Source organism: Tahibacter sp. (assembly GCF_035481375.1).
Lineage (GTDB): Bacteria > Pseudomonadota > Gammaproteobacteria > Xanthomonadales > Rhodanobacteraceae > Tahibacter.
This window is the reverse complement of the sequence record NZ_DATIGT010000206.1, coordinates 77427-97167: the sequence shown is the minus strand read 5'-3', so window position 1 is coordinate 97167 and position 19741 is coordinate 77427. Positions and strand designations below refer to the sequence as shown.

The 19741-nt window shown below is 67.4% G+C and carries 17 protein-coding genes; 9 read left to right on the top strand and 8 right to left on the bottom strand.

Going from position 1 to position 19741, the window contains the following annotated elements; genetic code table 11:
• The 5 genes from VLF18_RS13770 to map form a co-directional block, all read right to left on the bottom strand.
• Positions 1–478 (bottom strand): M20/M25/M40 family metallo-hydrolase (locus tag VLF18_RS13770; RefSeq protein ID WP_325280198.1); only part of this gene is annotated, 478 nt, incomplete at its 3' end.
• A gap of 1 nt (position 479) precedes the next feature.
• Complete coding sequence (locus VLF18_RS13765) at positions 480–836, bottom strand: Spx/MgsR family RNA polymerase-binding regulatory protein (RefSeq protein WP_325280197.1); 357 nt, start codon at positions 834–836, stop codon at positions 480–482.
• A 1-nt stretch (position 837) separates the two neighbouring features.
• Positions 838–1662: a 2,3,4,5-tetrahydropyridine-2,6-dicarboxylate N-succinyltransferase gene (dapD, locus tag VLF18_RS13760; protein WP_325280196.1), complete on the bottom strand. Its 825-nt coding sequence runs from the start codon at positions 1660–1662 to the stop codon at positions 838–840.
• Entirely contained in the window at positions 1649–4339 is a 2691-nt protein-coding gene (glnD, locus tag VLF18_RS13755) for a [protein-PII] uridylyltransferase (protein ID WP_325280195.1), read from the bottom strand. The genes dapD and glnD overlap by 14 nt, the downstream gene beginning before the upstream one ends.
• Before the next feature lie 97 nt (positions 4340–4436).
• Positions 4437–5204: a type I methionyl aminopeptidase gene (gene map, locus VLF18_RS13750; protein ID WP_325280194.1), complete on the bottom strand. Its 768-nt coding sequence runs from the start codon at positions 5202–5204 to the stop codon at positions 4437–4439.
• Positions 5205–5605: 401 nt separating this feature from the next.
• Here map and rpsB point away from each other — a divergent pair, with 401 nt between their 5' ends.
• On the top strand, positions 5606–6490 hold the full coding sequence (gene rpsB / locus VLF18_RS13745) for a 30S ribosomal protein S2 (protein WP_325280193.1): 885 nt from the start codon (positions 5606–5608) through the stop codon (positions 6488–6490).
• 121 nt (positions 6491–6611) lie between these two features.
• Positions 6612–7490, top strand: a complete 879-nt coding sequence (gene tsf / locus VLF18_RS13740; RefSeq protein WP_325280192.1) for a translation elongation factor Ts — start codon at positions 6612–6614, stop codon at positions 7488–7490.
• A gap of 217 nt (positions 7491–7707) precedes the next feature.
• Here the strand turns inward: tsf and VLF18_RS13735 are convergent, their stop codons facing one another.
• Together VLF18_RS13735 and VLF18_RS13730 are read right to left on the bottom strand one after the other, a co-directional pair.
• Complete coding sequence (locus tag VLF18_RS13735; protein ID WP_325280191.1) at positions 7708–9741, bottom strand: alkaline phosphatase; 2034 nt, start codon at positions 9739–9741, stop codon at positions 7708–7710.
• Between the two features lie 60 nt (positions 9742–9801).
• Positions 9802–10347 carry a hypothetical protein gene (locus VLF18_RS13730; protein WP_325280190.1) on the bottom strand — a complete coding sequence of 182 codons (546 nt, stop codon included), beginning with the start codon at positions 10345–10347 and terminating at the stop codon, positions 9802–9804.
• Between the two features lie 319 nt (positions 10348–10666).
• On the opposite strand from VLF18_RS13730, the gene pyrH reads away from it, so the two are divergent.
• Entirely contained in the window at positions 10667–11383 is a 717-nt protein-coding gene (pyrH, locus tag VLF18_RS13725; protein ID WP_325280189.1) for a UMP kinase, read from the top strand.
• A 124-nt stretch (positions 11384–11507) separates the two neighbouring features.
• Here the strand turns inward: pyrH and VLF18_RS13720 are convergent, their stop codons facing one another.
• On the bottom strand, positions 11508–12227 hold the full coding sequence (locus tag VLF18_RS13720) for a YebC/PmpR family DNA-binding transcriptional regulator (protein WP_325280188.1): 720 nt from the start codon (positions 12225–12227) through the stop codon (positions 11508–11510).
• A 153-nt stretch (positions 12228–12380) separates the two neighbouring features.
• Between VLF18_RS13720 and frr the strand changes: the two genes are divergently transcribed.
• The 6 genes from frr (at position 12381) to bamA (ending at position 19656) form a co-directional block, all read left to right on the top strand.
• Positions 12381–12938: a ribosome recycling factor gene (frr, locus tag VLF18_RS13715; RefSeq protein WP_325280187.1), complete on the top strand. Its 558-nt coding sequence runs from the start codon at positions 12381–12383 to the stop codon at positions 12936–12938.
• A gap of 22 nt (positions 12939–12960) precedes the next feature.
• Positions 12961–13713, top strand: coding sequence for a polyprenyl diphosphate synthase (uppS, locus tag VLF18_RS13710; protein WP_325280203.1), 753 nt, complete (start codon positions 12961–12963; stop codon positions 13711–13713).
• Positions 13714–13867: 154 nt separating this feature from the next.
• Positions 13868–14683, top strand: a complete 816-nt coding sequence (locus VLF18_RS13705) for a phosphatidate cytidylyltransferase (protein ID WP_325280186.1) — start codon at positions 13868–13870, stop codon at positions 14681–14683.
• Positions 14680–15870, top strand: coding sequence for a 1-deoxy-D-xylulose-5-phosphate reductoisomerase (locus VLF18_RS13700; RefSeq protein WP_325280185.1), 1191 nt, complete (start codon positions 14680–14682; stop codon positions 15868–15870). The genes VLF18_RS13705 and VLF18_RS13700 overlap by 4 nt, the downstream gene beginning before the upstream one ends.
• Before the next feature lie 6 nt (positions 15871–15876).
• Positions 15877–17235 (top strand): RIP metalloprotease RseP, encoded by a 1359-nt coding sequence (gene rseP, locus VLF18_RS13695; RefSeq protein WP_325280184.1) that lies wholly within the window; start codon positions 15877–15879, stop codon positions 17233–17235.
• A gap of 72 nt (positions 17236–17307) precedes the next feature.
• Positions 17308–19656 (top strand): outer membrane protein assembly factor BamA, encoded by a 2349-nt coding sequence (gene bamA / locus VLF18_RS13690; protein WP_325280183.1) that lies wholly within the window; start codon positions 17308–17310, stop codon positions 19654–19656.
• The last annotated feature ends 85 nt before the right edge of the window (positions 19657–19741 follow it).

Here is a 19741-nt window from a genome sequence, read left to right as displayed (position 1 = left end):
CCACGCACCAGTCGAGCCGCTCGCCGCGTGCGCGGAACGTCTCCGCGACGCGGCGCACGCCGTCGCGCGCGACGCCTTCCTCGTCGCTGGTCAGCAGCAGCGCGATGCGCCCGGGATGGTGCGGGTGCCGTGCGACGAAGGCTTCGAGCGCGAGCGCGAACGCGGCGACCGAGCCCTTCATGTCGGCCGCGCCGCGACCGTGGAGCAGCCCGTCGCGCACCACCGGCTCGAACGGCGGACTGCGCCACTGCGCGGCCGGTCCGCTCGGCACGACATCGGTATGACCGAGAAACGCGAGCACCGGGCCGTCGCCGCCGTGCGTCGCCCAGAGATTGTCGACGTCGCCGAAGCGCAGGTGCTCGACGGCGAAGCCCGCGCGCCGCAGGCGTTCGCCGATCAGCGCCTGGCAGCCGGCATCGTCCGGCGTGACGGAAGCTCGCCGGATCAGATCGCAGGTGAGTTCGAAAACCGCGCTCATGTCAGCCGGGCAGACGCTGCGCGAACAGCTTGTCGTTGAAGCCGACGCTGACCTGGCCGTCGTCGGTGACGAGCACGGGCCGGCGCACGATCGCCGGGTGCTCCTTGATCAGCAAGGTCCACTCCGGCGTGCTCTCGGGCGTCTTGCGCGCCTCGGGCAGGCTGCGCCAGGTCGTCGAACTGCGGTTGACGAGCTTCTCCCAGCCGCCGACCGCGAGCGCCCAGGCCTTCAGCGTTTCGGCCGGCACGCGCTGTTCGCGGTAGTCGATGAAGTCGTGCTCGATCTTGTGCCGCTGCAGCCAGTTGCGCGCCTTCTTGCAGGTGTCGCACTTTTCCAATCCGTATACCTTTGCACTCATCTCAGTCGCCCCGCAGCAGTTCGTTGACCGAGGTCTTGCTGCGCGTCTTCTCGTCGACGCGCTTGACGATGACGGCGCAGTAGAGGCTGTGGCTGCCGTCGGCCGCGGGCAGCGAACCGGACACGACGACGCTGCCGGCCGGCACGCGGCCATAGGAGATCCCGCCGGTCGCGCGGTCGTAGATGCGCGTGGACTGGCCGATGAACACGCCCATGCCGATGACGCTGCCGCGCTCGACGACGACGCCTTCGACGACCTCCGAGCGCGCGCCGATGAAGCAGCCGTCCTCGATGATGGTCGGCCCGGCCTGCAGCGGTTCGAGCACGCCGCCGATGCCGGCGCCGCCGGACAGGTGCACGCCCGCGCCGATCTGCGCGCACGAGCCGACCGTCGCCCACGTGTCGACCATGGTGCCGGTGCCGACATGGGCGCCGATGTTGACGAAGCTCGGCATCAGCACGACGTCGCGGCCGATGTAGGCGCCGCGCCGCACGATCGCGCCGGGCACGGCGCGTGCGCCGAGTTCGCGGAATTGCGCCTCGTCGAAGTCCTGGAAGCGCAGATCGACCTTGTCGTAGTACGGCGCGGGATCGGCCGCCATCACGCGGTTCGGGTTCAGGCGGAACGACAGCAGCACGGCTTTCTTGAGCCACTGGTTGACCGTCCAGCCGCCGCTGCCGTCGGGCTCGGCGACGCGGCGTTCGCCGCTTTCGAGCGCGGCGAGCGCGGCCTCGACCGCGCGGCGCGTCAGCGCGTCGGCGCTCGCGGGCGAAATGTCCGCGCGGCGTTCCCAGGCCGCGTCGATCTGCTGTTCAAGTGCTTGCATGGTGCTCCTTGGCAATACCGGCCGGGATCGGATCGAGACGCGCCTTCAGCGCCTGCAGCAGCGCCTGTTCGGCCTCGGCGACCAGCGGCCGGTCGTTCTGATCGGTGATCTGGAAAAAATCTTCGGCACGTTCGCCGAACGTCGCGATGCGCGCGTCGTGCACGCGCACGCGGCGCTCGCGCAGCGCGAGCGCGACGACGGCGAGCAGTCCGGGCCGGTCGGAACAGACCAGCGAGAGCTGCGTGCGACCGGTCGCCGCGTCGATGCGGAACGCGATGCGCGGTGCGGTCTGGAAATGCCGCAGCGGCCGCGCGAGCGGGCGCTTGGCGAGCTGCGGCCGGTACGGCTGCTGCGCGAGCGCCCTCGCGAGTTCGCGCCGCACGCGCTCGACGTCGCCGGCATCGGCGAGCGCGCGGCCGTGCGCGTCGAGCACGAGGAACGTATCGAGGCTCATGCCCGACGCCGTCGTCAGCACGCGGGCTTCCTGGACCGAGAGATTCAGCCGGTCGAGCGTCGCCGCGACCGTCGCGAACAGGCCGTCGCGGTCTTCGGCATAGACGAAGATCTCGCTGCCGCCGCGAACGCCGTCGGACTGGATGGCAACGAGCGGCAGATCGCTCGCATCGGACGCGAGGATCAGCCGGGTCTGCCAGGCGACCTGCTCGGGGTGATAGCGCAGGAACGCCTGCTCGGGGAAGTCGTCCCAGAGGCGATCGACCTCGGCATCGGCGAGGCCGTCGGCGCGCAGGATCTCGCGCGCCTGTTCCTGGCATTCGGTGAGCTGCGCGGCGGCCTGCGGCGGGCGCTCGAGCCCGGCGCGCAGCACGTAGCGCGCGGCGACGTAAAGATCGGCGAGCAGCCGGTCCTTCCACGAATTCCACAGTTTCGGGCTCGTACCCGCGATGTCGGCACAGGTCAGCAGGTAGAGCAGATCGAGCCGCTCCCACTCGCCGACCTGCACGGCGAAGCGATGCACGACGTCGGGATCGGTGATGTCCTGGCGCTGCGCGGTCACGCTCATCAGCAGATGCCAGCGCACGAGCCAGGCGACGAGTTCGGTCTCGCTCGTCGGCAGGCCGAGGCGATAGCAGAACGCGCGCGCCTCGACTTCGCCGAGTTCGGAATGATCGCCGCCGCGGCCTTTCGCGATGTCGTGGAACAGCGCGGCGAGCAGCAGCAGCTCGGGCCTGGCGACGCGCTGATAGACCTCGTGGCCGAGCGCGAACTCGCGACTCGTCGCCGCCTCGGCGAAGCGCGCGACGATGCGCAGCACGCGCAGCGTATGCTCGTCGACCGTATACACGTGGAAAAGATCATATTGCATGCGGCCGACGACCTTGCCGAACGCAGGCAGGTACTGCGCGAGCAGGCCGTGGCGGCTCATGCGCGCAAGCGCCGGAACGGCCGCGGCGCCGAGCCGCAGCAGGCGCAGGAATGCAGCCTGCACCGCGGGATCGTCGCGCAGCCGCTCGGCGTGGATCTCGACTGCGCTCTGCAGCCGCGCGAGCGCGTTCGCGCGCAGCCCCTTGAGTTCGGGGTTTTCCGCGAGCACGACGAAGATGTCGATCAGCGCGGACGGACGGCGCAGGAACAGGTCGGGTTCGCGCAGGTCGAGACGTTCGCCGATCGCCACGAAATGCTCGCCGACCGTTTCGGCCGCGAACAGCACGGGCGCGGCCAGCGCCTCGTCGCAGCGCTGCAGGAACGCGGCGTTCGCGCGCTCCAGCGTCATCGCCGCGCGGAAATAGTCCTGCATGAACTGCTCGACGCCGAGATTGTTCGCGTGCTCGTCCTCGTAGCCGAGCCGCCGCGCGAGTTCGCGCTGATAGTCGAACAGCAGGCGGTCTTCGAGCCGCGGCGCAAGCAGATGCAGCGCGAAGCGCGCGCGCCAGAGCACGCTGCGCGCCGCGTCGACCGCGGCGACCTCGGTCGCGGTCAGCAGTCCCTGCGCCTCGAGTTCGCGCCAGTCGCCGACGCCGAACAGCCGCTGGCCGAGCCAGGCGATCACGTGCAGGCTGCGCAGGCCGCCGGGACCGTCCTTGAGGTTGGGTTCGAGGTTGTAGGCCGTGTCGTTGTAGCGCGCGTGGCGCAGCTCCTGCTCCTGCCGCTTCGCCACGAGATAGGCCGCCGGCGGCCACAGCGCGGCGTCCTCGCGCAACGCCGACCAGCCCGCGTCGAAGCGGTCGCTGCCGGCGAGCCGTCGACCGTCGAGCAGGCTCGTATAGACCGACGCATCGCGTGCCGCGAGTTCGCGGCATTCCTCGAGCGTGCGCACGGCATGACCGGGCTTGAGGCCGAAGTCCCAGAGGCAGGTGAACAGGGTTTCGAGCGAGCGAGCGAGCGAGCCCTGCGGCGGCGCGTCGACGAGCACGAGCAGATCGATGTCCGAACGCGGAAACTGTTCGCCGCGGCCGAAGCCGCCGACCGCATACAGCGCGGCGCCGCCGGCCTCGCCGACGATCGCGATCCAGATGTGACGCAGCAGCCGCTGCAGCGTCTCGGCACGCAGCGGCACGAGTTCATCGGCCGGTACGCCGTCGCGGAACGCCTCGGCGAATGCGCGATCCACATCGCCGAGCCACTGGCGCAGCGCGAGCCGCGCTTCCGGCGAGATGCCCGAACGCGGCACCGCCGCGGGCAGGCGCGGCAACGCAGGTCTGGCCGGTGTCGCGCTCATCGGGCCTCGGCGTCAGGACGGGAATCGTCGCCACAGTAGCGAGTCGCGCGAACGGCCCGCAAGCGCATGAGCCGCGCCGCTACGCGGTCCGGCGGGCTCAGGCCGCCTTGGGCCAGGGGGTCAGGATTTCGTAGCCGTCGTCGGTCACGGTGACTGTGTGCTCCCACTGCGCCGACAGCGAATGATCGCGCGTGACGACGGTCCAGCCGTCGGGCATCAGGCGCGTCGCGGCCTTGCCGGCATTGATCATCGGCTCGACCGTGAAGCACATGCCCTTCTCCAGGCGCAGCCCGGCGCCGGGTTTGCCGTAGTGCAGTACCTGCGGTTCTTCGTGATAGACGCGGCCGATGCCGTGGCCGCAGTACTCGCGCACGACCGAGAACCCGGCCGCTTCCGCGTGCTTCTGGATCGCATGGCCGATGTCGCCGAGATGCGCGCCGGGGCGCACCTGCGCGATGCCGAGCATCATGGATTCGTAGGCGATCGTGCAGAGCCGCTGCGCGCGGACCTCGGGCTTGCCGACGTAGTACATGCGGCTCGTGTCGCCGTGGAAGCCGTCGCGGATCACCGTCACGTCGATGTTGACGATGTCGCCGTCCTTGAGCACCTTGCGCGCGTCGGGAATGCCATGGCAGATGACATGGTTGACCGAGGTGCAGATGGTCTTGGGAAAACCCTTGTAGCCCAGATTGGCCGGGATCGAATGCTGCACGTTGACGATGTGGTCGTGACAGATCCGATCGAGCTCTTCGGTCGAGACCCCCGGCTTGACGTACTGCCCGATCATTTCGAGCACCTCGGCGGCGAGCGCCCCGGCGATGCGCATCTTGGCAATGTCTTCGGGAGTCTTGATCGTTACGGGCATGGTTTCCTCCGGTCGTGAGCCCCTGGCGGCGGTCGGAACGGCGAATGATAGCAGGCCGCATCGTGGCGGCGTCCGGCCCAGATTGCGTCCGCGCACAAGCCATGCAAGCCCGCCGAAGCCACGTCCGGGACGTAGCTTCCGGCCATCGACTTGCCTGAGGCTCGTCTGAGCCGCTATGCTTCCGCGGATTTTTCGCCCGCCCTACCCGGCCCCGGCGTGAAATCCAGGCCGGGAGCAAGTCCCGCCACCACGGCGATCCTGCCGAATCCACACACGTTCCGTCACCGCTCCGGGGTGCCTCGCAAGAGGTCGGTCGCGGGGGAACGTGGAGGTCAACAACCCCGGGCTGCTGCATCGCCAACACGATATGTGCGTGCGCGCCCGCTTTTTGGAGCACTACCATGCCTCAAGTCACCATGCGCCAGATGCTGGAAGCCGGCGTTCACTTCGGTCACCAGACGCGCTACTGGAACCCCAAGATGTCGCCGTACATCTTCGGCGCCCGCGGCAAGATCCACATCATCAATCTCGAGAAGACCGTTCCGCTGTTCGGCGACGCGATGAACTTCCTCTCGGGTCTCGCGCAGAAGCGCGGCACCATCCTGTTCGTCGGCACCAAGCGTTCGGCGCGCGAAGCGGTCAAGGAAGAAGCGGAACGCTGCAGCATGCCGCACGTGTCGGCCCGCTGGCTCGGCGGCACGCTGACCAACTTCCGCACCGTCAAGCAGTCGGTCGCCCGCCTCAAGGAACTCGAAGCCATGGCCACCGACGGCCGCTTCGACCGCCTCGTCAAGCGCGAAGTGCTCAGCCTCAAGCGCGAATCGGAAAAGCTCAACATCTCGCTCGGCGGCATCAAGAACATGAACCGCCTGCCGGACGCGCTGTTCGTCATCGACATCGGTCATGAAGACATCGCGATCAAGGAAGCCAAGAAGCTCGGCATCCCGGTCGTCGCCGTCGTCGATACCAACTACGACCCGAGCCTCGTCGACTACGCGATCCCGGGCAACGACGACGCGATCCGCGCCGTGCAGCTCTACGTCCGCGCCGCCGCCGACGCCGTGCTCGAAGGCAAGGCCGCCGCGCCGCAGGCCGCGGGCAGCGACAAGGACGAGTTCGTCGAACTCGACGCCGAAGGCAACGTCAAGGCCGCGACCGACGACCAGCCGCGTGGCCGCAAGCCGGCTCCGCCGCGTGGCAAGCCGGGTGCGAAGCCGGGCCAGCGTCCGGGTGCGCCGCGCGGCGGCCGTCCGGGCGGCGGCCGTCCGGCCCCGCAGGGCGAGTAATACGCAGCACGGTCGCGCGGGCATCCGCGCGACCGTCGCGTCATGACCCTGTCGTGACGCCGATACACGATTCCGTTTTCCTGGCGCGACTCCGGTCGCTGCCGCAACTATCGAGGTTTACATGGAAATCACCGCGAGTCTGGTCAAGGAACTCCGCGAGCGCTCGGGCGCCGGCATGATGGAGTGCAAGAAGGCACTGACCGAGAACGCCGGCGACATCGACGCCGCGATCGAATACCTGCGCAAGTCCGGCCTGGCCAAGTCGATCAAGAAGGCCGACCGCGTCGCCGCCGAAGGCCGCATCGTCCTGGCTCAGAACGGCGGCAAGGCCGTGCTGGTCGAAGTCAATTCCGAAACCGACTTCGTCGGCAAGGACGAGAACTTCGTGAAGTTCGCCAACACGGTCGCGCAGATCGCACTGGCCACGGGTGCCGGCGACGTCGAGGCGCTGAAGGCCGCCGCCTACACCGACGGCGGCACCGTCGAAGAAGCGCGCGCCGCGCTGATCGCCAAGGTCGGCGAGAACGTGCAGCTGCGTCGTCTGGTCAAGATCGACTCGACCAATACCGTCGCCGGCTATGTGCACGGCGGCCGCATCGGCGTGCTCGTCGAACTCACCGGCGGCAATGACGAACTGGCCCGCGGCATCGCGATGCACGTCGCCGCGATGAACCCGCCCTACGCGAAGGCCTCGGACGTTCCGGCCGACTTCATCGCGAAGGAAAAGGAAATCGAACTCGCGAAGATGACCGACAAGGACAAGGCCAAGCCGGCCGAGATCCTCGAGAAGATCGTCAGCGGCAAGATCGCGAAGATCGTCAACGAAGTCACGCTGACCGGCCAGCCGTATGCGCTGAACTCGGAAATGACCGTCGAAGCCGTGCTGAAGAAGGAAGGCGCGGACATCGTCGGCTTCAAGCGCCTCGTCGTCGGCGAAGGCATCGAAAAGGTCGTCGAAGACTATGCTGCCGAAGTCATGAAGCAGGCCGGTCTCGCCTAAGCGCGCGATCTGCCGGAGGGTGAACGAAAAAAGGCCGCGGCTGATGCCGCGGCCTTTTTCGTTGCTGCATTCGTTGCGGAAAAGAGTCAGGAGGAGTGAGAAACGCGTTGGCGGACCCCGCCGGTCGCCGGCACTCGTTTCCGACTTCTCTTCACTCGCCACAAATAAAAAAGCGCCGGCATGCCGGCGCTTTTTTACGACCTGCCCGTTTTTCGTGTCATTCGCCGCCGACCGCGATCTGGCCGAGCTTGAAGAACACGTCGGTATTGTCGAACGTACCGGTGAAGTGCGACGCGCCGAGGCCGTAGGCCGACAGCGGGATATCGCTGCCGGTGTGGGCGGCCTGGTCGCCGGCAACCTGACCGGTGATCAGCGCGCCCTCGTCCTTGTTGCGCACGTTCGGGTTGGCGGGCGACTGCGCCGGCGGGAACGGCTGCTGCGAGTCGCGCGTCGGGAAGCGGCTCGGCAGCCAGTTTTCGTAGCGGTCGGCATTCGCGCCGTAGCCGATCAGCATCTTGTTGTCGACGTTCGTCGTCTCCGGATAGCCGTCGGCAGCCATCGCATAGCGCGGGAACTTCGCCGCCTCATACAGACCGACGACATTCTTGCCGGCGAGCCGGTCGGCGGCGAGCTGCGCAGCCGACACCGTGGACGCACCGATGATCGCCGCGCCCGAGCACTCGTGGTCGGCCGTGACGATGACGATGGTGTCCGGGTTCTTCTCGGCGAAGCGCTGCGCGACGGCGACGGCGCGATCGAACTCGATGACTTCATGGATCCAGCGATCGGTATCCATCAGATGCGCCTGCTTGTCGATCGACGCGCCCTCGACGGTCAGCACAAAGCCCTTCGGATTGCGTGCGAGCACCTGCAGCGCCTTGTCGGTCATGTCCTCGAGCATGGGCTGGTCGGGGAACCCGAACGCATCGACGACTTCGCGGTTGCCGCGGCGCGCCGCGATCTTGTCGTAGGAGACGTTCATGTTCGAGTACGAGAACAGGCCGAGCAGCTTGTCCGGCGCACCGCGCGAGAACGCCGCGTTCAGCGCGGTGTTGTCCGGCGCATACGCGAAGCCCGCGCCGATGAAGTCGGCGATCAGATCGCGCTCCGGATCGAGCTTGCCCGGGGCCACGCCCCAGCCGCTGACGATATCGGACGGCAGGACGTAGTCGTTGCGCGCCGCGCGCTGCGAGCCGTTGGTCGGCTGCGGGCTCGTGCTGTTCGACGGATTCGGCAGGAACCACTTGCGGCCGCCGCCCATGAGCACGGTCAGGCCGGTCTTGTTACGTTCGTCGAGGAACTGGTCGACGATGCCGGTGCCGTTGCCGCGCAGCGCCGTGTGCACGGCATTCGCCGCAGGCGTCGCGTCGAACACGTCCGACGTCGTCACGACGCCGAGCGATTTGCCCTGCAGCATGTGCAGGTATTCCGACAGGTATTCGATGCGCGGATTGTCGAACGCGGCGAGCGTGTCGTCCGGCCACACGCCTTCTTCGTTGTTCGCGGCCTTGTTGCCGGAGACATAGTTGGCCATGCCCGGCGCCGAGTCGGTCACGATCGAATTCAGCGACGCCGTCATGACCTGGCCGCTGACCGGGAACGTGTCCATGGCGAGCTTGCCGCGCGCCTTGCCCTGCGCGTAGCCCTTGGCCATGACGCGCGCGGCGGTGCGGTGCGCGGCGCCCATGCCGTCGCCGAGCATGATGATGATGTTCTTCGCCGTGCGGCCGCCGTCGGCGAGGCCGACGATCTCGAAGTTTCCGGTCGCAGTGATCGCCCGGCCGCCGCTCGTGCGCGCGACGACCTTGAACTCATGCACGCCGGCCGTGTAGTTCGAATAGGCGCGGAAGCTGACGACCGCGGCGTTCGACGGCAGGCCGGCGCTCAGCACGCAGCCGCTCGCGCCGGTGGTCTTGCCTTCGCGGATGCAGGTTTCGGCCGCGCCGGTTTCGGTCACGAGGCCGTTGCGCGCGAGGCGCGCGTCGTTCGGGCCGCCGCCGACCGGCAGCGGGCCGTTCACCCAGACGCCGTCGACGAGGAACTGGAAGCCGACGACGGTCTCGCCGGCATCCGGACGCACGGTCGCCTGCAGGTCGAAACGCTGGCCCGGCAGGAAGCGGGAGATGACCGGATCCACCGCGCCCGACGCGAACAGCTCGCTCGGCGGGGTCAGGCGCGACACGGTAGCGGCGTGCGCCGAAAAAGCCAGCAGGCCCAGGGCCGTGCCCAGGGCGAGACGGGAGATGCGCATAGGCGTTCCTTACGATGGATGGACTGGAAGAGACGCGGCCGGAAACCGCGTTACACATTTCTATTTATTGGCTTTGCGCAGGGCTTTCTCGAAGCGTGCGTCGAGTTCGACACGCGCCGGAAACACGCGTCCGGGCAGCGTTTCGCTTTCGGCGCGGCCGACGCGCAGGCGGCCGATGACCTGGATCAGTCCCGGCATGTGGCCGCTGCGCAGCGCGGTCTCGCGCGGCAGGTCGACGAGCACGGCGGTCGGCGGCAGATCGTCGGCGAGCGCTTCGTCGGCATCGCCGAGTGCCGCGGGCAGCGGACTCAGGACGAAGCCGCCGGCCACGTCGGCGTGGACCATGTAGCCGACGAGGCGCACGCGGCGGCCGTCGAGCTCGCGCAGCCGATCGGTGATCTCGAGTCCGCGCGGACCGACCGGCAGCGTGTAGACATCCTGGAAGCGGAGTTCGGCGACATCGCGAGGCGGCGCATCGAGTACGCCGTCGACCGCGAATACCTTGGGTGCGACGCGCAGCGCCGGCGGCTCGGTAGACGAGGAATGCGCGGATACGCCGCTGGCGAGCGCCAGCAGCAGGCCGGCCAGAAAACCACGCTGGATCATGCGAACCCCCTCCCTGAAGACGCAGCGGCGCAGACGACCGCGAAAACCGGCCGCGAAGGTAGAAGGGGATCGTGAAGATGCGATTACACGCGCTTGACGGCGGCGTGATCCGCGTCGCGCTCATCGTCGGAGCACGCGTGAATCGCGCGGCGGACGACGAAATTCGCGCGGGCGCACCTGCAGCTGCGCCCGCGTTTATGACATTGCTGTATCATCGCGCGCATTTTGCGGGCCGCCCGGCCCCGTATCCGCTTCCCATCACCCAGGCCGGCGCCGTCAGCAGTCCGCACGGTGGCCTTGCCTTGCCCGGAGTTCGCCCATGCCCAACGAGATCAGATACAAGCGCATCCTGCTCAAACTCAGCGGCGAAGCGCTCATGGGGGACGCCGACTACGGCATCGATCCGAAAGTGCTGACCCGCCTCGCGAAGGAAATCATCGAAATCCAGCGCGCCGGCGTGCAGGTCGGCGTCGTCATCGGCGGCGGCAACATCTTCCGCGGCGAAGGTCTGGCCAAGGCCGGCATGGACCGCGTGACCGGCGACAACATGGGCATGCTCGCGACCGTCATGAACGCGCTCGCGATGCAGGACGCGCTGGAAAAACTCGGCGCCTACGCGCGCGTCATGAGCGCGATCAAGATCAACGAAGTCTGCGAGGACTTCATCCGCCGCCGTGCGATCCGCCATCTAGAAAAAGGCCGCATCGCGCTGTTCGCGGCCGGCACCGGCAATCCGTTCTTCACGACCGACTCGGCCGCGGCGCTGCGCGCGATTGAGGTCGGTGCCGACCTGCTGCTCAAGGCGACCAAGGTCGACGGCATCTACAGCGCCGATCCGAAGAAGGATCCGAACGCCGAGCGCTACGAGAAGCTCAGCTATTCCGACGTGATTCAGCGCAACCTGCAGGTCATGGACACGACCGCGATCGCGCTGTGCCGGGACAACAAGATCCCGCTGCGCGTCTACGACATGGGCGTGCCGGGCAACCTGCTGCGCATCGCGCGCGGGGAAGCGGTGGGGACGCTGGTGACGTGAACTCGGGCGCCGCAATTGCGCTGCGCGGATCACACGCAAATAACCAGGGGGTAGCGGTTAGAACTTGAGCGAGCGGAGGCTTTCTCCAGTTTCTAACCGCTACCCCCTGGTTTCTTTCTTTGCCCTACGCCTTCACGTCCGCATTCGAATAGACGTTCTGCACGTCGTCGAGGTCTTCGAGCATGTGGATCATCTTGAGCACGGCCTGTGCCGTGTCGCCCGACACCGCGATGTCGTTGTCGGCGCGCAGGCCGACTTCGGCGTGCTCGGGCGGCAGGCCGGCGGCTTCCATGGCCTGCTTCACGGCCTCGAAGCTGTCGGGGCCGGTCAGCACGTCGATCGAGCCGTCGTCGGGATAGACGACGATGTCGTCGGCACCGGCTTCGATCGCGGCGTTCTCGACGGCTTCCTGGTCGGTGCCCGGCAGGTAGCTCAGCACGCCGAGGCGCTTGAACATGAAGGACACCGAGCCGTCGGTGCCGAGGTTGCCGCCGCACTTGGTGAAGGCATGGCGCACATCGGCGACGGTGCGGACCTTGTTGTCGGTCATGCAGTCGACGATGACGGCGACGCCGCCCGGTGCGTAGCCCTCGTAGCGGATTTCTTCGTAGCTGACGCCTTCGAGCTCCCCGGTCGCCTTCTTGATCGCGCGCTCCATGACGTCGCGCGCCATATTCACGGCCAGGCCGCGATCCATGGCCAGTCGCAGGCGCGGGTTCGACTTCGGATCGCCGCCGCCGGCGCGCGCGGCGACCGTGAGTTCGCGGATCACCTTGGTGAAAATCTTGCCGCGCCGCGCATCCTGGGCGTTCTTGCGCCCTTCGATGGCCATCAATCTGCCCATTGCGTTACCTGTTCGCGTCGAAAAATGGGCCGGAATTGTAGCCGCAGGCGTTCCGTCGCGGGCAGAGGGCGCAGCGCCGCCGCGTGCGGCACGCCGCCCGCCGGGGCGCTGCTATACTCCGGCCGCTTTGTTTCGGCCCAAGGATTCGCCGCCATGATCAACGACATCAAGCAAGACGCTCAGACCCGAATGGCCAAGAGCGTGGACGCGCTGAAGCACGACCTCCAGCGCCTGCGCACGGGCCGCGCGACGACGGCGCTGGTCGACCACATCAAGGTCAACTACTACGGCAGCGACATGCCGCTGTCCCAGGTCGCGACGGTCGCCGTGCAGGACTCGCGTTCGCTGACGATTACTCCCTGGGAAAAGACCATGGTGCAGCCGATCGAGAAGGCGATCATCTCCTCCGACCTCGGCCTGAACCCGAACACCGCCGGCACGGTGATCCGCATCAACCTGCCGCCGCTGACCGAAGAACGCCGCAAGGCGCTGTCCAAGCAGGTCCACAGCGAAGGCGAGGACGCCAAGGTCGCCGTGCGCAACGTGCGCCGCGACGCGATGCAGCACGTCAAGGAGCTGCTCAAGGAAAAGAAGGTCACCGAGGACGAAGAGCGCAAGGCCGAGGAAGACATCCAGAAGCTGACCGACAAGGCGATCAAGGACGTCGACGCCGTAGTCAAGGCCAAGGAAGAAGAACTGATGGCGCTCTGAGCGGAGCACGATCCTGGATCCGCTGACTCCCCCGCCCGCCGGCGCCCCTCATCGACTGCCGCGCCACGTCGCCATCGTCATGGACGGCAACGGCCGCTGGGCGCGCAAGCGCCTGCGGCCGCGCACCTTCGGCCATCACGCCGGCCAGAAGGCCGTGCGCAACGCGATCGAGTTCTGCCTGCGCCGCGGCATCGCGGCGCTGACGCTGTTCGCGTTTTCGAGCGAGAACTGGCAGCGCCCCGAGGACGAAGTCGGCGCGCTGATGGAACTGTTTCTCAAGGCGCTCGACCGCGAGGTGGACGAACTGCACGGCCACGGCGTGCGCATCCGCTTCGTCGGCGAACTGGCCGCATTCGCGCCGGCGCTCGCTTCGCGCATGCGCGCCGCGATGGACAAGACCGCGGCCAACACCAAGCTCATGCTCAACATTGCAGTGAACTACGGCGGCCGCTGGGACATCGCGCAGGCGGCGGCACGGCTCGCCCGCGCCGCGCAGGCCGGCGAGATCGCCCCCGATCAGATCGACGAGCGCAGCCTCGCCCCCTACCTCTGCCTCGCCGACCAGCCGCCGGTCGACCTGTTCATCCGCACCGGCGGCGAGCAGCGCGTCAGCAATTTCCTGCTCTGGCAGATCGCCTATGCGGAAATCTATTTCAGCGCGACCCTGTGGCCCGATTTCGACGCCGCCGCGTTCGAACAGGCGCTGGCCGACTACGCCGGCCGCGAACGCCGCTTCGGCAAGACCAGCGCCCAGATCGCCGCGGGAAACGGATGAGCCCGCCCGCGCATCGGCCGCATCGCGTTCGTATCGCCGGCGCAGCATCGTCTTCACGCGCCAGCGCGCGGTGCCCCGCGCACACTGCCTGCCTGCCGCTGCCGTCCGGCGGCCAACCCCTCGACCACGGAGCGCGTTGACCTTGGCCTCCCCGATGAAAACGCGCACGCTGACGGCGCTGGTGCTCGCACCGCTCGCGATCGCGCTGATCCTGTTCGTACCGACCGCGCTGTTTGCCGCGGTCACCGGTGCCGCGTTTCTCTACGCGATCTGGGAATGGACGCGCCTGCTGGGCCTGCGCGCCGAGGCGTCGCGTGCGACCGTCGTCGTGCTGCACGGTGCGGCAATGCTCGCGCTGTGGTTCGACCGCGGCGGCACGGCGTGGTGGGGCGTGATCCTCGCCGGGGTCGCCTGGTGGCCGGTCGCCGCGTTCTGGCTGACCCGCTTCAGCTTCGGCGCCGCGCCGACCAAGGAAAACACGGGCCTCAAGTTCATCGCCGGCTTTCTGATCGTCGTACCGGCCTGGTGCGGGCTCGTCGACGTCCATGCCGGTCCCGACCGCGGCCCCTGGTGGACGCTGTTCGGTCTCATGCTGGTCTGGGTCGCCGACAGCGGCGCCTACCTCGCCGGCAGCCGCTGGGGTACGACCAAGCTCGCGCCGCGCATCAGCCCCGGCAAGACCTGGGCCGGCGTCTACGGCGCGGTCGCCGCATCGGCGCTCGTCGGCGTCGTCGGCGCGTGGCTGCTCGGCATGCGCGGCGTCGCACTCGCGGGCATCTTCGTGCTTGCGATGCTGACCGTGCTCGCGTCCATCGTCGGCGACCTCTACGAAAGCCTGATCAAGCGCCACGCCAACCTCAAGGATTCGGGCGACCTGTTCCCGGGCCACGGCGGCATGTTCGACCGGCTCGACAGCGTGTTCGCCGCACTGCCCGTCTGGGCCGCGGGACTCGCCCTGCTGCGCGCATGAGAAACGTTGCCGTCCTCGGCGCGACCGGCTCGATCGGCGGCAGCGCGCTCGACGTGATCGCGCGCCACCCGGACCGGTTCCGCGCGAGCGTGCTCGCGGCGCATCGGAGCACCGAGGCACTGGCGGAACTCTGCGAGCGCTTCGTGCCGGACCTCGCGGTCGTCGCCGACCCCGCGCTCGAAGCCGATCTGCGCGCCCGCCTGCAGCGCGCGGGCCTCGCGACGCGCGTAGCGTCGGGCAGCGAGGCGCTGACCGGCGCCGCGGCTTCATCGCTCTGCGACACCGTCGTCGCCGCGATCGTCGGCGCGGCCGGCCTCGAATCGACGCTGGCCGCCGCACGGGCCGGCAAGCGTCTGCTGCTGGCGAACAAAGAGGCCATCGTCATGGCCGGTCCGCTGCTGCTGGCCGCGCTGCGCGAAGGCGGCGGCGAGCTGCTGCCGGTCGATTCCGAACACAACGCACTGTTCCAGGCACTGCCGACGGCCGCGGCCACGCGTCGCGCGAGCCTCGCCGTCCACGGCGTGCACCGGCTGATCCTGACCGCCTCGGGCGGGCCGTTCCGCGGCCGCACCCGCGCCGACCTGGCCGCGATCACGCCGGAACAGGCCGTCGCGCATCCGAACTGGCGCATGGGCCGCAAGATCTCGGTCGACTCGGCCACGCTGATGAACAAGGGCCTCGAAGTCATCGAGGCCCATTTCCTGTTCGACGCCGCACCCGACTGCATCGAGGTCGTCGTGCATCCGCAGAGCATCGTCCACTCGCTGGTCGAATACGCCGACGGCTCGGTACTGGCTCAGCTCGGCAATCCGGACATGCGCACGGCGCTGGCCTATGGCCTGGCCTGGCCCGAACGCATCGAGGCCGGCGTCAAGCCGCTCGATCTCGTCGCGCTCGCGCGGCTCGACTTCCAGCCGCCCGATCTCGACACCTTCCGCTGCCTCGGGCTCGCCTATGCCGCGCTGCGTCGCGGCGGCACCGCGCCGACGATCCTGAACGCGGCCAACGAAATCGCCGTGGCGGCGTTTCTCGATAGCCAGCTGCCGTTCCTCGCGATCGGCGAAATCATCGAGTCCTGTCTCGAAGCGGTCCCGGCTGAACCCGTCGAAAACCTGGCCCAGCTCATTCAGACGGACTTAACCGCCCGGGAAACCGCGCAACGTATGATGCGCCGCCTGCACTGTTGAGCCCCTATGAGCAACTTCTTCGGATCCCTCTGGTGGTTGGTCGTCACGCTCGGCCTGCTGGTCACCTTCCACGAGTTCGGCCACTACTGGGTCGCGCGCCGCTTCGGCGTGACGGTACTGCGTTTCTCCGTCGGCTTCGGCAAGCCGCTGTGGACCCGGATCGGCAAGAACGGAACCGAATACTGCATTTCCGCGATTCCGCTCGGCGGCTACGTCAAGTTTCTCGATTCGCGCGAAGTCGAGGTCGACCCATCCGAGCGTAGCGGCGACTTCACCGCCAAGCCGATCTGGCAGCGCATGCTGATCGTGCTGGCAGGCCCGATGTTCAATCTGATCTTCGCCGTGTTCGCGCTCTGGGCGATGTTCGTGATCGGCAAGCCCGATTACCAGCCGCTGGTCGGCCGCGTCGACGGCATCGCGGCAGCCGCGGGATTCGCGCCCGGCGATCGCATCGACGCGGTCGACGGCGAATCCGTGACGAACTGGACCGAACTGAGCCTCGTGCTGCTCGGCCACGCACTCGACCGTCGCAGTGTGGCGGTCAAGGTCACCACAGGCGACGGCCGGGAGGCCGTGCGTCAGCTCGATCTCAGCACGATTCCGGCCGACAAGCAGGACATGGCCGCGATGCGCGAGGTCGGCCTGACGCCGAAGTTCCTGCTCGAAGGCGAACCCGCGGTCAGCAAGATCGCACCGGGCAGTGCCGCCGAAGCCGCCGGGCTCGCGGTCGGCGACAAGCTCGTGAACGTCGACGGCGCGCGGATCGGCGACTGGGACGTGTTCGTCGCCGCGATCCAGACCAGCGCGGCCAAAGGCAAGCCGTTGACGCTGGACATCGTCCGCGACGGCGGCCCGAAGCAGATCACCGTGATGCCGCACAAAGAGGTCGAGGACGGCAAGCCGGTCTGGCGCGTCGGCATCACGCCGACCTTCATCGAGCCGCCGCACGATGCGCTGCGGCGCCATGGCCCGCTGGCGGCCGTGCCGGCCGCCCTGCGCGAGACGGGCAATCTGACGCGCAAGACGCTGGAGATGCTCGGCCGCATCGTGACCGGCAAGGCGTCGCTGCAGAACATTTCCGGTCCGATCACGATTGCGACCGTCGCGAACGATTCGGCCCAGCGCGGTCCCGGCTGGTTCTTCTTCTTCCTCGCCCTGATCTCGCTGAGCCTCTGCATCATGAACCTGCTGCCGATCCCGATCTTGGACGGCGGCCACCTCGTGTATTACCTTATCGAGTCGATCAAGGGCAGCCCGCTCAGCGAGAAAGCGCTGATCGCCGGTCAATATGCGGGTCTGGTGCTGTTGGCCGCCCTGATGGGGCTGGCGTTCTACAACGACATCGTGCACCGGCTGCTGACCTGACGGCTGCCGCCTCCACAACAACAAACCGCGGCAAGCGCCCGCCGCACAATAAGAACCCCTGACGGACTGACGATGAAGCGTATCGCCGCCCTGCTCTTGCTTGCCTGCCTCGCTGCCGAGGCCCACGCGTTCGACACGTTCGTCGTCTCGGAAATTCGCATCGACGGTCTGCAGCGCATCGCGCCCGGCACGGTGTTCACGTACCTGCCCGTCGAGAAGGGCGACCGCATGACGGCCGACGCCGCCGAAAAGGCGATCCGCGCGCTGTTCAAGACGGGTTTCTTCAACGACGTGCAGCTGTCGCGCCAGGGCGACATCCTCGTCGTGACCGTGCAGGAACGCCCGGCGATCTCGAAGATCACGCTCAAGGGCAACAAGGAACTCAAGGAAGAGGAACTGCGCAAGGGCCTCAAGGGCATCGGCCTCGAGGAAGGCGAAACCTTCGACCGCCTGCAGCTCGACCGCGTGCAGCAGGAACTCACGCGCCAGTACCACAACCGCGGCAAGTACAACGTCTCCATCACGCCGAAGGTCACGAACCTCGATCGCAACCGCGTCGACATCAACATCGTGATCGCCGAAGGCAAGGCGTCGAAGATCAAGCACATCAACGTCGTCGGCAACAGCGTGTTCACCGACAAGGAAATCCGCGACGAGTTCGAGTCGAACACGACGAACTGGACCTCGTGGTATTCCAAGGACGACCAGTATTCGCGCGAGAAGCTCTCGGGCGATCTCGAGAAGCTCGCCTCGTACTACCTCGACCGCGGTTATGCCGACTTCAACGTCGAATCGACCGAAGTCGCGATCAGCCCGGACAAGCGCAACATCTACGTCAGCGCGAACGTGCAGGAAGGCGAGCTTTACAACATCAGCGACATCAAGCTGCTCGGCGAGCTGATCCTGCCGGAAGAAAGCCTGCGCGCGCTGCTCAAGACCAAGGCCGGCGACGTGTTCTCGCGGCGCAAGCTCGAACAGTCGGCCAAGGCGATGAGCGCGGTGCTGTCGAACATCGGCTACGCGTTCGCCGAAGTCACGCCGGTGCCGAAGACCGACAAGGAAGGCCGCACGGTCGAGGTCACGTTCTATATCGAGCCGGGCAAGCGCGTCTACGTCAACCGCATTACGTTCAAAGGCAACGTGCGTACCGAGGACGAGGTGCTGCGCCGCGAAATGCGCCAGCTCGAAGGCTCGTGGTATTCGCAGGCCGCGATCGACCGCTCGAAGGTGCGCCTGCAGCGCCTCGGCTATTTCAAGAACGTCGAGATCGAGACGCCGAAGGTCCCCGGCAGCGAAGACCAGATCGACATGGTCGTCACGGTCGAGGAACAGCCCTCGGGCAGCCTGCTGTTCGGCCTGGGCTATTCGCAGGTGCAGAAGCTCATCGCGTCGGTGTCGGTGTCGCAGAACAACTTCCTCGGCACGGGCGACCGCATCGCGATGACCGTGCAGAAGAGTTCCTACCTCAAGCGTTACGACGTCAGCTACGCGCAGCCCTATCTCAACGAATCGGGCATCTCGCTCGGCTACAACGCGAGCGTGCGCAACCTCGACCAGAGCGAGGCGAACATCGCGAACTATTCGACCGACACGGCCGCGTTCTCGACCTTCGTCGGGCTGCCCGTCGGCGAAACCGATTCGGTGCAGCTGCAGCTCGGCGTCAACAAGACCGAGATCAACACGTTCCCGGGCTTCACGCCGCCGTTCATCATCGACTACATCACCGACCTCGATCGCCGCACGATCCACACCTGGAACCTGACCGCGTCGTGGGCGCACGACACGCGCAACAAGTACTTCACGCCGACGCGCGGCGGCCTGCAGTCGATCTCCGCGGAAATCGCGCTGCCGGGTTCGACGCTCGAGTACTACAAGCTCTACTACCAGGGCCTGCATTACTTCCCGCTCAGCGACAAGTTCACGTTCCTGCTGTCGGGTAACCTCGGCTACGGCGACTCCTACCGCGATGCGACCGGCCGCTTCAACCCGAACTCCGAAGAAAAGATTCCGCTGAAGATCGGCGGCCTGCCGTTCTTCGAGAACTTCTACGCGGGCGGCGTGCGCGACGTGCGCGGCTTCGAGGACAACACGCTCGGCCCGTGTCAGAAGGTCAGCGTGCTCAGCGACTACTGCCAGCCGCTCGGCGGCGCGTTCAAGGTGCTCGGCACGGCCGAGCTGATCCTGCCGACGCCGTTCGCGAAGGACAGCGATTCCGTGCGCATCTCGGCGTTCGTCGACGTCGGCAACGTGTACAAGTCGTTCGGCGACTTCGACGCCGGCGAACTGCGCGCGTCGACCGGTCTGGCCCTGCAGTGGCAGGCGCCCGTCGGTCCGATCACGATCAACCTCGCGCGCCCGATCCGCAAGAAGGACGGCGACAAGACCGAGTCGATCCAGTTCTCCTTCGGCACCCAGTTTTGATCGGAATGTTCTGATCAATGTTCTGATCGAAACTGGCATCATCGCACCGACGGCGAAGCAGCCAGCCCCGCCGTCGCCGCGACCG